Source organism: Tamlana crocina (genome assembly GCA_040429635.1).
Lineage (GTDB): Bacteria > Bacteroidota > Bacteroidia > Flavobacteriales > Flavobacteriaceae > Flavisericum > Flavisericum crocinum.
In genome coordinates, this window is record CP158972.1 from 2,860,868 (window position 1) to 2,876,455 (window position 15,588).

13 protein-coding genes and 1 pseudogene are annotated in these 15,588 nt (G+C 39.0%); 11 read left to right on the forward strand and 3 right to left on the reverse strand.

Annotated features, from left to right (window positions below):
* The first annotated feature begins 289 nt into the window (after nucleotides 1–289).
* From ABI125_12495 to ABI125_12540, 10 genes are all read left to right on the forward strand, one after another.
* Entirely contained in the window at nucleotides 290–1,735 is a 1,446-nt protein-coding gene (locus tag ABI125_12495) for a RimK family protein (protein ID XCF05540.1), read from the forward strand.
* 1 nt (nucleotide 1,736) lies between these two features.
* A complete protein-coding gene (locus ABI125_12500) occupies nucleotides 1,737–2,963 on the forward strand; it encodes a glutamate-cysteine ligase family protein (GenBank protein ID XCF05541.1) in 1,227 nt (408 codons plus the stop codon).
* Nucleotides 2,960–3,652: an N-formylglutamate amidohydrolase gene (locus ABI125_12505; GenBank protein ID XCF05542.1), complete on the forward strand. Its 693-nt coding sequence runs from the start codon at nucleotides 2,960–2,962 to the stop codon at nucleotides 3,650–3,652. Before ABI125_12500 ends, ABI125_12505 begins: the two co-directional genes overlap by 4 nt.
* A 619-nt stretch (nucleotides 3,653–4,271) precedes the next feature.
* The gene (locus tag ABI125_12510; protein XCF05543.1) at nucleotides 4,272–4,826 is read left to right on the forward strand and encodes a nucleotide exchange factor GrpE; all 555 of its coding nucleotides are present in this window, start codon (nucleotides 4,272–4,274) and stop codon (nucleotides 4,824–4,826) included.
* A 51-nt stretch (nucleotides 4,827–4,877) separates the two neighbouring features.
* Entirely contained in the window at nucleotides 4,878–5,996 is a 1,119-nt protein-coding gene (gene dnaJ / locus ABI125_12515) for a molecular chaperone DnaJ (protein XCF05544.1), read from the forward strand.
* Between the two features lie 272 nt (nucleotides 5,997–6,268).
* On the forward strand, nucleotides 6,269–7,195 hold the full coding sequence (locus ABI125_12520; protein ID XCF05545.1) for an ABC transporter ATP-binding protein: 927 nt from the start codon (nucleotides 6,269–6,271) through the stop codon (nucleotides 7,193–7,195).
* Between the two features lie 4 nt (nucleotides 7,196–7,199).
* A complete protein-coding gene (locus ABI125_12525) occupies nucleotides 7,200–8,504 on the forward strand; it encodes an ABC transporter permease (GenBank protein XCF05546.1) in 1,305 nt (434 codons plus the stop codon).
* A 7-nt stretch (nucleotides 8,505–8,511) separates the two neighbouring features.
* The gene (locus tag ABI125_12530) at nucleotides 8,512–9,393 is read left to right on the forward strand and encodes a mechanosensitive ion channel domain-containing protein (GenBank protein XCF05547.1); all 882 of its coding nucleotides are present in this window, start codon (nucleotides 8,512–8,514) and stop codon (nucleotides 9,391–9,393) included.
* 54 nt (nucleotides 9,394–9,447) lie between these two features.
* The gene (locus tag ABI125_12535) at nucleotides 9,448–10,323 is read left to right on the forward strand and encodes a DUF6268 family outer membrane beta-barrel protein (protein XCF05548.1); all 876 of its coding nucleotides are present in this window, start codon (nucleotides 9,448–9,450) and stop codon (nucleotides 10,321–10,323) included.
* A gap of 3 nt (nucleotides 10,324–10,326) precedes the next feature.
* Nucleotides 10,327–11,490, forward strand: coding sequence for a sigma-54 dependent transcriptional regulator (locus tag ABI125_12540; protein ID XCF05549.1), 1,164 nt, complete (start codon nucleotides 10,327–10,329; stop codon nucleotides 11,488–11,490).
* Nucleotides 11,491–11,672: 182 nt separating this feature from the next.
* Here ABI125_12540 and ABI125_12545 read toward each other — a convergent pair whose 3' ends face one another.
* Nucleotides 11,673–12,332 carry a YceI family protein gene (locus ABI125_12545; GenBank protein XCF05550.1) on the reverse strand — a complete coding sequence of 220 codons (660 nt, stop codon included), beginning with the start codon at nucleotides 12,330–12,332 and terminating at the stop codon, nucleotides 11,673–11,675.
* Nucleotides 12,333–12,452: 120 nt separating this feature from the next.
* On the opposite strand from ABI125_12545, the pseudogene ABI125_12550 reads away from it, so the two are divergent.
* A pseudogene (locus ABI125_12550) lies at nucleotides 12,453–13,332 on the forward strand (IS1595 family transposase).
* A gap of 117 nt (nucleotides 13,333–13,449) precedes the next feature.
* On the opposite strand, the gene ABI125_12555 reads toward ABI125_12550, so the two are convergent.
* Both ABI125_12555 and rimO read right to left on the reverse strand, forming a co-directional pair.
* Entirely contained in the window at nucleotides 13,450–14,136 is a 687-nt protein-coding gene (locus tag ABI125_12555; protein XCF05551.1) for a peptidoglycan DD-metalloendopeptidase family protein, read from the reverse strand.
* A gap of 94 nt (nucleotides 14,137–14,230) precedes the next feature.
* The gene (rimO, locus tag ABI125_12560; GenBank protein XCF05552.1) at nucleotides 14,231–15,535 is read right to left on the reverse strand and encodes a 30S ribosomal protein S12 methylthiotransferase RimO; all 1,305 of its coding nucleotides are present in this window, start codon (nucleotides 15,533–15,535) and stop codon (nucleotides 14,231–14,233) included.
* Between the last annotated feature and the right edge of the window lie 53 nt (nucleotides 15,536–15,588).

Below are 15,588 nucleotides of genomic sequence, written 5' to 3' on the forward strand. Positions count from 1 at the left end.
TGCTATTACAGGCTTATCCTGAAAATTCCTGCGGAATTTTCAGCTTGTCGTGTACTTGCAAAAGTGCGTGCTAACACACGCAACTGTTCATAGCCGAGACCGTTAAACGAAAAACCCAATACCTTAATCAAAACCTAATCACAAAAACCTTTTTTCAATTGCTCACCATTAGGCAGTCTTTAGTAAAAAAGCTTATTTTTAATAGTTGTTGAACATTCATGAAAAAATAATTTTCAATTAAAAAAAACACTAATTTTGTTTAAACTATTTTTCGTTGTACATTACCTAAATGCAGAAATATATTGTTGTCAATCAGCCAGAAAAATGGAATTTTTCGATTGAGAATATTACGGTAATTTCATCACAGGATTACCTTACCAACCCCCAATTTTCCTTACTTAAAAAAGCCCGTATTTTTAATCTTTGCAAAGATTACAATTACCAATCTAAAGGCTATTACGTATCGCTTTTGGCAGAAGCCCGAGGCCATTTGGCTGTTCCCACGGTAAAAAACATGGTCGATTTAAAAACCTTAAAACTGGTGCGCATCGTATCGGATGAGTTTGACGACATCATCCAGCAAAGTTTAAAAAACATTAAATCGCGTGAGTTTACGTTGAGCATTTATTTTGGGCAGAACGTGGCCCAAAAATACAAGGAGCTCAGCAACTTGTTTTACAAACATTTTCAGGTGCCTTTTTTTAGGGTGAAATTCAGTTATAGCACCAAATGGAACATACAGAGCGTTAAGGTGATTTCGGAATCTGAAATCCCCGACGAACACCTGGAAAGTGTGCAGCAGTTCGCCAACCAGTATTTTTCCAAAAAGCGCTACGATACGCCCAAATTGACGAAAAGCGATTTCGATTTGGCCATTTTGGTCAATCCCAACGACCCCGCCCCGCCCAGCAATCCAAAAGCGTTAAAGAAGTTCGTCGATATTGCTGAAAAAATGAACATCTATGCCGAAATTATCGAGCCCAAAGATTTAACCCGTTTGTCATCGTTCGATGCCCTGTTCATCAGGCAAAGCACCGAAGTGAACAACGAGGCTTATGCTTTTGCCCGAAAGGCGCAACAGGAAGGCATTGCCTTGGTGGATTATCCCGATGCCATTTTAAAATGCTGCAATAAAGTGTATATGGCCGAAGCGCTGCAAAACGCCAATATTGCTACGCCCAAAACCATCATTGTACACAAAGACAACCTGAAGGACGTGTTGGCAACAACGGGACTACCCTGTGTGCTAAAAGCGCCCGATTCCACTTTTTCATTCGGGGTAAAAAAAGCTAAAACTGAAGAAGAATTTGGTGCATTGGCCAATAAAATGCTAAAAGAATCCGATTTGATTATTGCCCAGGAATATTGCCCGTCCGACTACGATTGGCGCATCGGTATTATTGATGGCAAACCCTTTTTCGCCTGTAAATATTATATGGCCAAAGGGCATTGGCAAATCTATAACTGGAAAGCCAAAAAGAAAAACGAACAGGATGGCGATGCTGAAAGTTTCCCGATTGAAAAGGTGCCTAAAAACATTATTAAAATGGCATTGAAGTCGGCGAAACTCATTGGAAAAGGCCTGCTGGGCATCGATATAAAAGTAGTAGACGGTAAACCCATGGTGATTGAAATTAACGACAACCCCAACATCGATTTTGGTGTTGAGGATGCCTTTTACGGCGATTTGGTTTACACCGAAATATTAACAGCCTTAAAAACACGAGTGGACTAACATGGGAAAAAAATATCATCTGTTTGAAGTCTTCGGCATTGAGTTGGAATATATGCTCGTTAACCGTTCCAATTTAAAAGTGACGCCAACCGTGGACGAGCTATTAACAGCCAAAAATGGCACATTGACTTCAGATGTTGAAAATGGCGACATCGCTTGGAGCAACGAACTGGTAGCCCATGTGGTGGAATTAAAAACCAATGGCCCCACCAATAATCTTGATGGTCTGTCGGCGTTGTTCCATAAAAATGTTTTCGAAATCAATGAGCTTTTGGCCAAACAAAATGCCCAATTATTGCCCTCGGCGGCCCATCCTTTTATGGATCCACTCACCGAAACCCAACTTTGGAAACACAGTTACAGCGAGGTTTACGCACTTTACAACCGTATTTTCAACTGCAAAGGCCATGGTTGGAGCAACGTACAGAGCACCCACATTAACCTGCCTTTTTATGATGACGGGGAGTTTGAAAAACTGCATGCCGCTATTCGTATTATTTTACCGCTTATTCCAGCTTTATGTGCCAGTTCCCCCATTTTGGAAGGCCAACAAACGGCTTTTAAAGATGCCCGATTGAACTATTACAAAACCAATCAAAAGGAAATTCCGGAAATGACGGGACTGGTAATACCAGAGCCTGTGTTTTCTAAAACCGATTACGAAAACACCATTTTCAACCCTATAAAAAAGGCTATCAAACCGTTCGACACCGACAATATTTTAGACCATTATTTTTTAAACTCTCGTGGTGCGATCGCTCGTTTTGACCGAAATGCGATTGAAATCCGGCTTATCGATATTCAGGAATGTCCACAGGCAGATATCGCCATTTGTGTGTTTATCATTGAAATTTTAAAACTGTTGGTTTCGGAAAAATTGGTCGATTTAAACACGCAAAAGTCTTGGCAAAAAGAACCGCTTTTTGATATTTTAAATGCCTGTATTAAGGATAGCGAACAGGCCGTTATTTCGAATACAGATTATTTGGCACTCTTTAAAATTGAAAACGAAAGCACCGCACAGAATGTTTGGAAACAGCTTTACCAATTGGTAAAACCAAATGTTGACAACGGTAATCATCAGGCCATTGAAACCATTTTGGAACAGGGTACTTTGTCCACCCGAATTTTAAAAGCTGTTGGAAACGATTTTTCGGAAAAGCACTTAAAAACCGTGTATTTTAAATTAGCGAAATGTTTACAGGACAATAAACTATTTGTGCCGTGAAACTGGTATTGACTTGCGAACACGGCGGAAACCACATTCCTGAAGGTTTAAAGCCTTGTTTTAAAAACCAGGAATCTGTTTTAAACACGCACCGTGGTTATGACATTGGTGCACTCGATATGTTCCGTACGTTGCAACCTTTGGCCAATTATTCAAAATACTCGAAAACCAGTCGATTACTGATTGAACTGAACCGCTCGTTGCACCACCACAATTTGTTTTCGGAGTTTACCAAAGGGCTTCCAAAAACTGCAAAGTTACAACTGATAGACCACTATTATTTGCCCTACCGAAACGCGGTGGAGAAAACCATAAAACACTGGATAGCCAACGGCGAAACCGTTTTACATCTTTCGGTGCATTCCTTTACCCCTATTTTAAATGGCGAAGAGCGCCACTGTGACATCGGCTTGCTATACGATTCCCGTCACACTGAAGAAAAAGCCTTTTGCGTGCAATTTAAAAAAGCGCTACTCCTGCAAAATCCCGAGCTAAATGTTCGTTATAATTTTCCCTATTTAGGAAAGGCCGATGGTTTTACGACTTATCTACGTAAACAATTCGGCAAAAACTATTTGGGTATTGAACTGGAAATAAATCAAAAATATGCTTCGGGTAATCAATTTCCGGAGGAATTAAAATCGGGGTTGGTTTTGACCCTAAAACTACTTTTAAACATTAGGGCTTAACGGCTTGACATTGTGAAAAATTTCAACTAAATTCGTTTAACGACGAATATAAATCATTGAAACGACACATATCCCAAAAGTTAGGCTATTATAAAAAAACCTAATCCGAAATACAACACAATCGACCTAATCGTTGAAAGGTTAGCGGATAATTTTGTCAAAATAAAGGACTTTGATAAACTTCAAGATTCGGAAGAAGGAAAAAAAACTGTTTGACTTGACAATCAAATCAATTTCGGAAATGGAAAATTTTCAAACCTTATTCCCGAATTATTACATTCCATCTGTAAATAAATCAATTGCAGACAGTTGGACTCAAATTTGAAAGTTTAAATACAAACATTTATTAAATATTTCAAAAAACAACTAAAGGAAAATCTACACGAAACTGTACGACTTGGTTAGGTTGGACTTTTCCAAAAAATATGAGTCTTATTTAAAAGCTTTGATTGATGCTAAAACTTCTTTCTGAAAGAGGTTAATGAAGAAAATAATCTTTTAAGCATTGAGGAATAAAAAGAAATACAAAATAAATTTTTAATGCCATTATGGCATTTTTACAATAATGGCAGTACTTTTGCCAATCAATTTTTGTATTCTATTAAAACTAAGATACGTAATGAGCAAAAAAAACAAAGCAAACGATATAGAAAACCCGCAAATGGAAGAGGCCGTACAAAACGAAACGGTTGAAGTTGAAGAACAAGTAGCTGAAGAGCAAAGCGTCGAAGAAAAACTTAAGGAAGAGTTGCAACAGGAAAAAGATAAGTTTCTACGCTTGTTTGCTGAATTTGAAAATTATAAAAGACGTACTGCCAAAGAGCGTATCGATTTATTTTCAACGGCCAGTGAAGATGTTATGAAAACCTTACTGCCCATTATTGACGATTTTGAACGCGCCCTAACGCATATTAACGAAGACAAAGAAGCCGAAGAATTGCGAAAAGGCGTATTGCTAATTTACCAAAAACTGGTAAACACCTTAGAGCAAAAAGGACTTAAAGCCATTAAGGTAGAGCAAGGTGAAGCCTTTAACGCCGATGCCCACGAGGCCGTAACGCAAATACCTGCACCTAGCGACGACCTTAAAGGAAAAATTATCGATGTGATTGAAAAGGGATACAAACTGGGCGAAAAGGTAATCCGTTTTCCAAAAGTGGTTATCGGACAATAAATTTCAAACAAAAGTCCTTTTTTTTAAAAACAAGGATTTTAAATTACGATTATGGCGAAAAGAGATTATTACGAAATATTAGGGATTGACAAAGGGGCAAGCACAGCTGAAATCAAAAAAGCCTACCGTAAAAAGGCGATTGAATTTCACCCCGACAAAAACCCAGACAACAAAGAAGCTGAGGCCAAATTTAAAGAAGCGGCCGAAGCTTATGAGGTTTTGAGCAACCCCGACAAAAAAGCACGCTACGACCAATTTGGTCACCAGGCCTTCGAAAATGGTGGTGGCTTTGGCGGTGGTGGCGGCATGAATATGGATGACATATTCAGCCAATTTGGCGATATTTTTGGCGGTGGCTTTGGCGGCGGATTCTCTGGTTTTGGCGGTGGCGGTGGCCAGCGTCGCGTTAAAGGCAGCAACCTACGTATTAGAGTAAAACTAACCCTTGAGGAAATTGCCAACGGCGTTGAGAAAAAAGTAAAGGTAAAACGTAAAGTACAGGCACCGGGCACAACTTATAAAACCTGCCCTACTTGTAACGGTTCTGGCCAGGTTACCCGTATTGCCAACACTATTTTGGGCCGCATGCAAACCTCTGCGCCTTGTAACGCCTGTGGCGGTGCAGGGCAAATCATCGATAAAATGGGCAGCGGGGCCGATGCACAAGGTTTAAAAGTTTCGGAAGAAACCGTTTCAATAAAAATACCTGCAGGTGTGGTTGACGGCATGCAGTTAAAAGTATCCGGTAAAGGAAACGAAGCTCCGGGCAATGGTATTTCGGGCGACTTAATTGTTCTTATTGAAGAAGAACAGCACGCCAAATTACAGCGCGAAGGCGATAATTTACATTACGATTTATATGTAAGTTTCCCTGAGGCCGTATTGGGAACTTCAAAGGAAATTGATACCGTTACCGGAAAAGTACGCATTAAAGTTGAAGCCGGCGTGCAATCGGGAAAAATATTGCGCTTACGCGGAAAAGGCATCCCGAGCATCAACGGTTACGGTAAAGGCGACCTTTTGGTACACGTTAATGTTTGGACTCCAAAAACCCTTAGCAAACAGCAAAAAGAGTTTTTTGAAGCCATGCAAGACGACGAACATTTTTCGCCAAAACCGGAGAGCTCTGACAAATCGTTCTTCGAAAAAGTAAAAGATATGTTTTCATAAAAAATGAACAATAAAATTAAAAAATCCGCTAAAAAAGCGGATTTTTTTTGTTTAAACCTTTAACATATCAATAAAATTTGCATTTCGTATGAAAAAAAAAACTATATTTGGCTATCACTAATTCACTTTAGTGGTAATTTTTCTTTTTCATAGCAATTTTTTTCCCATCCTTATCTTTTTAAGGGTGGGTTTTGTTTTTATTCGATTTTTTGCTTCAAATTCGCGAAACTTCTCCCTTAACATTTAATATATTTACCATTTAAAACGTACGTATGGCGAACCTACTTGAGGTCAATAAAGTTTCAAAAAGTTTTGGCAACCATAAAGCCCTTAACGAGGTATCTATTACCGTTCCTAAAGGAAGTATTTTTGGGCTTTTGGGTCCCAATGGCGCTGGAAAAACCACATTAATCCGTATAGTAAACCAAATCACATTGCCCGATTCGGGTTCGGTACTTTTGGACGGTGAGCCACTAAAGCAACTCCACATAAAAGACATTGGCTACCTGCCCGAAGAACGCGGCTTGTACAAATCGATGAAAGTGGGCGAACAAGCCTTGTATTTGGCCCAGCTAAAAGGCTTAAGCAAAGCTGAAGCCAAAACCCGATTGAAATATTGGTTCGATCGTTTGGAAATTGGTGATTGGTGGAACAAAAAAATACAGGAGCTCTCCAAAGGAATGGCACAAAAAGTGCAGTTTGTGGTTACCGTATTACACCAACCTAAACTTTTGATTTTTGATGAACCCTTTTCGGGCTTCGACCCTATAAATGCCAATTTGATAAAGGATGAAATTTTAAGGCTGCGCGACGAAGGCGCTACCGTTATTTTTTCAACCCACAGAATGGAATCGGTGGAGGAATTATGCGACGATATTGCACTAATCAACAAATCCAATAAAATATTGGAAGGTCAGTTAAATGAGGTAAAACGGCAATACAAAATAAATACTTATGAGGTGGGTATAAAAGCCGATAACCAATCTGCTTTGAGGCAACAACTCGCTGACAAGTTCAGCATCAGCGACGCTCATTTCAAGTCGTTAGACAATGAGCTGAAGTTAAATATAAAACTCACGCCCGAGCAATCGCCCAACGCACTTTTAAACTACTTAACACAACAAGGCGAAGTATCGCATTTTATAGAGTTGATCCCGGGTGTTAACGACATATTTATAAAAGCCGTAAAGAACAATTAAATTCATGAACCACTTACCACTAATTATAAAACGGGAGTACTTAACCAAGGTAAAAAACAAGGCGTTTATTGTCATGACCTTTTTAAGTCCCATTATTTTTATAACCCTCATCGCGGTTGTGGCCTACTTAACCCAACTCAACAACGAGGGCACTAAAGTCATTTCCATTTTAGACGACACAAAAACGGTTGAACATATTTTTAAAAGTACTGATAACACGACCTACACCATCCTAAATATGCCCTTGGAAGACGCCAAAGGATTGGTGCAAACCACACAGGGCTACGGTTTGTTACACATTAAAAAAAATAGTGGCGGCAGTTCAAATGCGATTACATTTTATTCAAAAGAATCACCTTCGCTGTCCTTAATTTCAGATATTGAAAGAACTTTAGAAAAAGAGCTCACTAATTTGGAACTGGAAAAAAGGGGTGTTGACCCCAATATGATAAACGCATCAAAAGTAAATCTGAACATCGCGCAAGAGAGTTTTGAAGGTGAAAAAACTTCAAAAACCGATAGCGTTATAAAGCTTATTTTTGGTGGCGCAGCTGGATACTTGCTCTTTATGTTCATCATCATTTATGGCAATATGATTATGCGTAGCGTTATTGAAGAAAAAACCAGCCGAATTATCGAAGTGATTATTTCTTCGGTAAAACCCATTCAATTAATGTTGGGCAAAATCATTGGCACCTCTTTAGCTGGTATTACACAATTTGTTATTTGGATTATTTTGGGCAGTATTTTAATGTTTGTGGTTTCACTTGTTTTGGGCATCGATATGATACAAATGCAAACACCGCAACAAGAAATGGTGCGACAAGCCATGGAAAACCCCGAAATAAATCAGCAAGCCCAAGACTTGGCCAACGCCTTTATGCACTTGCCATTGGTGAATCTAGTATTTGCGTTTATCCTGTTTTTTATTGGCGGTTATTTACTTTATAGTTCGCTATACGCCGCTATTGGTGCTGCCGTTGACAACGAAACAGATACCCAGCAATTTATGCTTCCTATTTTAATGCCGCTAATTTTAGCCGTTTATATTGGTATATTTACGGTGGTTGAAGATCCGCATGGTACGGTTTCAACCATTTTTTCGTTTGTACCGTTCACCTCTCCTGTGGTGATGCTTATGCGTATTCCTTTTGGGGTGCCGCTTTGGCAACAGTTGGTATCGTTGCTTATTTTGATAGGTTCATTTATTTTTACGGTTTGGTTCGCAGCCAAAATTTACCGCGTTGGCATTTTAATGTACGGCAAAAAACCATCGTACAAGGAAATTTTTAAATGGATTAAATATTAATTTGAAAATGATTCAGAACCTGGAAAACATCGAGGAAAAAATAAAAGAAAGTTCGGCTTGGGAGAGTGTTCAAAACTTTCTGAATCTCCATATCAATTTCACTGAAAAGATTAGCGTTTCTATTATGGACCTCATCATAGTAGTTACCGCTATTTTTATTACCACCATTTTTTTAAGGGTGGTTTTAAAACTTCTGACCAAAAATTTACCAGAAAACGACAAATCGAAATTCAATGTGGTTTATGGCTATTTTAGGTGGCTGGTCTATTTGGTCATCCTACTTATTACCCTGCATTCGGTAGGCGTTAATGTTACGGCCGTTTTTGCTGCTTCTGCTGCCTTGCTCATTGGTATTGGCTTGGCATTGCAAACCTTGTTTCAGGATATTATTTCAGGTGTTTTTATTCTTGTTGACCAAACCGTTCACGTGGGCGATATCATTGAAATTGAAGGCAAAATAGGCCGGGTTGAAGAAATTAAATTAAGAACCACCAGGGCTGTAACGATTGATAACAAAGTTTTAATCATTCCCAACCATTTGTATTTAGAAAACAGTTTATATAACTGGACTCAAAATGGCACTACCACAAGAGAATCGGTTAACGTTGGTGTAGCTTACGGCAGTGATGTACAATTGGTTAAAAAACTATTATTGCAGGCTGCAAGCACCCACCCCGATGTGTTGAGCGAACCCGAACCCACTGTTGTTTTTACCGATTTTGGCGATAGCTCACTTAACTTTAAAATAGCTTTTTCTATTAACGATAGCTTTAAAGCACAATTTCCTAAAAGCGATATTCGGTTTGAAATAGATAAACTCTTTAGGGAAAACAACATCACTATCCCATTCCCACAAAGAGATGTACACATTTACAACGAAAGTAAATAAACGAAAATCTGTAAACCTTTAAATATTTTTCATCTGAAAACAAGCATTTTAAATATGGCCATTAAACTAAAAACCCTGTTTTTAATGCTGCTATTGTTTCAATTTAGCCATGCGCAACTTACCGATTTGGCACGTTTGGAATATTCATTCATTCCAAAGTCAGATTCCGAAGACCAATACACCAGACTGAGAGCGCTTTTAAACTACCCCATCGAACTTAAAAACGATTCGTATTTGGTGATTGGTGGCGAATACAACAACGTTATACTCAACCTAGAGGACCGTTACCCCTTCGATACCTCTACGTTCAATAAAATCCATGTTATCGACCTTAACATTGGTTACACTTTTAAATGGAACGAAAAGTGGCGGTTTGGCGCCAAGTTCAACCCGAGAATCGCTTCTACGTTAACCCAATCGCTCACTTCTGATGATTATTTTATGAACGGTGGGATTTACGCCATAAATGATCGCACTGACGCTAATGACCTAAAACGACCGTACCGACTCATTTTAGGGCTAACCTACAATGCCACCACCGGCATACCCTTCCCTTTGCCTTTTGTAAGTTACTACCGCGAGGTTAACGCCCATTGGAGCTTTAATTTAGGGGTGCCAAAATCGAATGTAAAATACGCCCTAAACGAAAAAAATAACATACAAGCCTTTGTGGGTCTTGATGGCTATTTGGGACATTTACAGGAGCCTTCTGTAATAAACGGCGAAAGCGTAGACCACATTTCTATGTCGGTTGTTGTTGGCGGTTTGGGCTACGAATATTTGCTATCCAAACATTTGGTAGGGTATTTGTATACAGGTTACACATTTAGAATGAACAATGTTTTGCGCAACAAAGACCGCGACGAAATTTTTAAATTAGACGACATCAATGCCTTTTATTTAAGAACGGGAATAAAACTTAAAATATAGAATATGCCAAAAATATTAGTAATTGAAGACGAAGCCGCCATTAGAAGAGTGTTGGTAAAAATCCTTTCGGAAGAAAACGATACTTATAAAGTTGAGGAATCTGAAGATGGTTTGAGCGGCATAGAAAAAATAAAAAACGACGATTTCGATTTAGTGCTTTGCGATATTAAAATGCCAAAAATGGATGGCGTTGAAGTATTGGAAGCTATAAAAAAAATCAAACCAGAAATACCTATTGTAATGATATCTGGCCACGGTGATTTAGATACCGCTGTAAACACGATGCGTTTGGGAGCGTTCGATTATATTTCGAAACCGCCAGATTTAAACCGACTACTTAATACTGTTAGGAATGCTTTGGATCGCAAGGAACTGGTTGTTGAAAATAAAATCCTAAAAAAGAAGGTCAGCAAAAAATACGAAATGATTGGCGAAAGCGATGGCATCGTTCAAATAAAGGATATGATTGATAAGGTGGCACCCACCGATGCCCGAGTTCTTATTACAGGTCCCAACGGTACCGGAAAAGAATTGGTAGCCCATTGGCTTCATGAAAAAAGCGCCCGTGTCAAAGGCAATTTAATTGAAGTGAACTGTGCCGCTATCCCTTCCGAATTGATAGAAAGCGAACTGTTCGGTCATGTAAAAGGGGCGTTTACCAGCGCCAATAAAGACCGCGCCGGAAAATTTGAAGCTGCCAACGGAGGTACTATTTTCTTGGATGAAATTGGCGACATGAGTCTTTCTGCACAGGCCAAAGTGCTCCGTGCCTTGCAGGAAAACAAAATACAGCGAGTAGGCAGCGACAAAGACATAAAAGTGGATGTGCGCATTGTTGCCGCCACCAATAAAAACTTAAAACAAGAAATTGAGGACGGTAAATTCCGTGAGGATTTGTACCACAGATTGGCCGTTATTTTGATAAAAGTCCCTGCTTTGAACGACAGACGTGAAGACATTCCGTTACTCATTAATCATTTCGCAAAAAAAATATCAGAAGAACAAGGTACTGCGAACAAATCCTTTTCAGACAAAGCCATTAAACTGTTGCAGGAATATGATTGGACCGGAAACATTCGCGAACTTAGAAATGTCGTGGAACGATTAATTATTTTAGGTGGAAATGAAGTGAGTGAACAGGATGTAAAAGCCTTTGCTTCAAAGTAACGTACCGTAAAGTAGTATCTCTTAAAGTGCTATTAATCTATACAACCAAATAAGATTACATGTATCTTTAGATTATAAGACACCAAATATGGTATATTTAAAAACAGCGTAAATCAATTTTTTAACCTGTAGCCATATTTCAGGACTAGACAGTTTCCGTAAAACTTAAATTATAATTTCCACTAAGCCTTTGTAGCTTTTACAGTTACTTTTAACTCGATATCGTCGTTAATAAACTTATCGCCCAAGTCATCAAAAAACGATTTAGAACCGTATTTTACGTTCCATTTAGAGCGGTCAATTGTAAAATTTTCACTCTCTAAAGTCAGTTCATCGCCATTTTGCGATACCGTCACCGGAAAGGTAATGTTGTTTTTAGCATCCTTCAAAGTTAAATTACCCGACAGCATGGTTTTTCCTTCTCCATTTTCAGCTCCGGTAATTGTAAAAACAGCATTAGGGTACTTTTCAACATCAAAAAAATCGTCACTTTTTAAATGTCCCGTAAGCTTGGTGTTCTTTTCATCGTCAGCTGGTAAATCGCTCACCACGATAGAGTTCATATCAATAACAAACGAACCGCCAACAACTTCTCCATTGGTTACATCAAAAGTGCCGCTTTCTATATCAATTGTGCCATAGTGTTCGCCTGTAGGCTTAAACCCTTTCCACTCAATGGTCGAGGCATCCACATTCGCCTTGTAGCTTTCGGCAGTGGCCTCGGCAGTGGCAGGCATTTCGGCTTCGGTGGTTTCGGCTTCCTTGGCTTTATTCTTACAGCATAAAACACTAACCGATAAAGCGGTTATAACTAATAGTGTTGCAAATGGCTTTCTCATCATGATTGTTTTTAATGTTATATCGTAAAATTACACAATCAAATGTTAAAATAAAATTAAAATAAATTTTTAGAGGTCAGTAGATAATTTCATTACTTGTGTGTCTATAAAAATAGTAGGGGTATGGAAATTTTTAAGGGTCAAAACCTCCTAGAGTTTACGGAACGCTTCAAAACGGACTTGGATTGTAAAGAATATCTGGGTCAAATCAAGTGGAAGGATTATTATATTTGTCGAAAATATGGCAACAGCAGTTACCAATTGCGCAAGAATTTTTCAAGAGCGTGCAATAAATGTGGTGACACTGAAAGTCCAACGGCCATTACCATTTTCCAAAGAGTCAGGTTTGGTGTTCGCAAAGCCTTTTTTGTATGTTTTGAAATGGCAACCACCACCAAGAGCTTATCCGGTACCCAAATGGGCGTAGGCTATGGCATAACAGAGAAGACCGTTCGTTTGTTTATGCTTTAGGTAAGAGAAACTATGGCTTCTAGTGAAAACAACCCCATGAATGGCAATGTAGAGGTTGATAAATTTGTACTTGGCGGGTATGAGCAAAACAAGATTGGGCGCAGTTATGATGCCAAAAAGAAGAAAGCTATTACTGCTGTTTAGCTTACTGATGATGGTAAGGTCAAGCGCATGTACGCTCTTAATATCAAGGACTTTTCCGCACAGTCACTTTAATATATATACATCATGCATGTTGACAGAAACGCTCGAATCACTACCAACAAACGGAAAGGCTACAGGCCTATTGCTAAAGTATACAACATCACTCAAATCGATAGCAATAAGGGGTAGAACTCTAAGGCATTGCACGATGGTTCATCAAATAAAATCGTGGATTAGAACCAATTATTATTGGGTAAGTGAGTTTAATCTCAATCGATATTTTAATGAATTTTGTTTTAGAATTAATCGTTCCCAAAACAAAAATACAATAATAACCAAAATGGTCAATAGTGATAAAACCTATCAAAGTGAAATTATGTGCAACTAACTACTAACCTGTATAAAAGTATAAATCAAACGGCTGGATTTCGGCGAAATAATCCTGCGGATAATTCCACAACGAAACCATAACCAAAGCTTTAAACGAACAAACTCTTCTGAAACCTCACAACCGTAACAACAAATCAGGTTTAAGACAATTACTTTCATAAAACGTTAAATCGCTTTTTCGACACACTCCTGGGTAATCGCCTATAAAATCTTGCAGGTCTTTTATGATCTGGAAGTGCAAATGTGGCGGATAATCCCCGTTTACAGAAGCACCGCCCAAAGCACCAATTATAGTTCCCTTTTTAAAATTTTGCCCTATTTTTAAATTAGTTATCGAGGCCAAACTTAAATGCCCGTAAAGCGTAAAAAACACAACACCGTTTTTGTCGTGTTTTAAAATAATGGTGGGGCCGTAATCGCCAAAGTTGGTGTTGTTTTTAAAACTGTGCACCACACCATCCAACGGAGCGTAAACGGGCGTTTCGGCAGCACACCACAAATCGATACCCAAATGGATGTTTCGACTATCGGCGTTTTCAACATTAAAATATGGGCTGCGTTTGTAAATATTGCGTTGTTCCAAATAACCACCATAAGCGACAGTTGCTTTATTGGTTTTCAGGTGGTTATTGATAAATTCAGTGAACTTAGCTGTGGACGATAAATCTTCATCGGTCAATTCCGGATTGCTTTCTGATAAATCAATCGGTGCGTACTTGGTTTTAGCAATGGACTTGCCCAACACCGGAAAACATTCGGCGCTGATGATTTCTAAGAATTTTTGGAATTCATTGGAGTGCACACCTTAGAATTTTAAACTGGGGTTAAACATATATTCCAAAAAACTCATTTCGACTGCACTCAATGAACATAAAAGAATTAATAACCAAAAATTTTTAGCTTATCACTTCCCCATAAAGGTCGAAATCTTCAGCATCAATAATTTTTACGGTAGCAAACTCACCAGTTTTTAAATAGGTTTTACTGGCGTCAATCAATACTTCGTTATCCACGTCGGGCGAATCGAACTCGGTGCGTCCAACAAAATAATTACCTTCTTTTCTATCAATCACCACTTTAAATTCCTGACCGATTTTCTTCTGGTTCAGTTCCCACGAAATTTGCGATTGTACTTCCATAATTTGGTTGGCACGATCTATTTTTACTTCCTCGTGCACATCATCTTCCAAATTAAAGGCATGGGTATTTTCCTCATGGCTATAAGTAAAACAGCCTAAACGCTCAAAACGCATATCCTGCACCCATTGCTTCAACTCTTGGAAATTTTCCTCGGTTTCGCCGGGATACCCCACAATAAGTGTGGTTCTGATGGTCATGTTCGGAACGGTGGCTCTAAATTCCTTAAGCAATTTAGTGGTTTTCTCTTTGGTGGTACCGCGACGCATACTTTTCAGAATGTCATCTGAAATATGTTGTAACGGAATATCCAAATAATTACAGATTTTCGGTTCGCGGTTCATCACTTCCAGAACGTCCATGGGGAACCCCGTCGGGAACGCATAATGCAAACGAATCCATTCCACGCCATCCACTTTTACCAAAGCTTCGAGCAATTCTGCCAAATTCCTTTTTTTGTATAAATCGAGTCCGTAATAAGTCAAATCCTGAGCAATAAGAATCAATTCCTTTACGCCATTGGCGGCCAGTTTTTCGGCTTCGGTCACCAAATCTTCAATAGGCGTACTGCGGTGTTTTCCGCGCATAATCGGAATGGCACAAAACGAACACGGCCTATCGCAACCTTCAGCAATTTTTAAATAAGCGTAGTTTTTTGGCGTGGTAGTCAAACGTTCGCCAATCAATTCATGTTTGTAATCGGCGCCCAAGGCTTTCAACAACCCGGGTAATTCGGTAGTACCGAAATACTGATCTACATTCGGAATTTCCTTTACCAAATCTGGTTTATAACGCTCGCTCAAACAGCCCGTTACAAACACTTTATCCACATCGCCTTCTTCCTTTTTTTGAACGTACTCCAAAATGGTATTGACGCTTTCTTCCTTGGCATTATTGATGAAACCGCAGGTGTTGATGACCACAATATTGCCTTCATCCTCGTGCACCACATCTTTTCCGCTGGCCTTTAATTGCCCCATAAGCACTTCACTGTCGTAAACATTTTTACTACAGCCCAATGTTACCACATTAATCTTGTTTTTCTTTAAGGATTTTGTACGCATAAGTTCTTCCGAATAAGGGCGCAAAGATACGGAATGATTATGGATTTTTACTG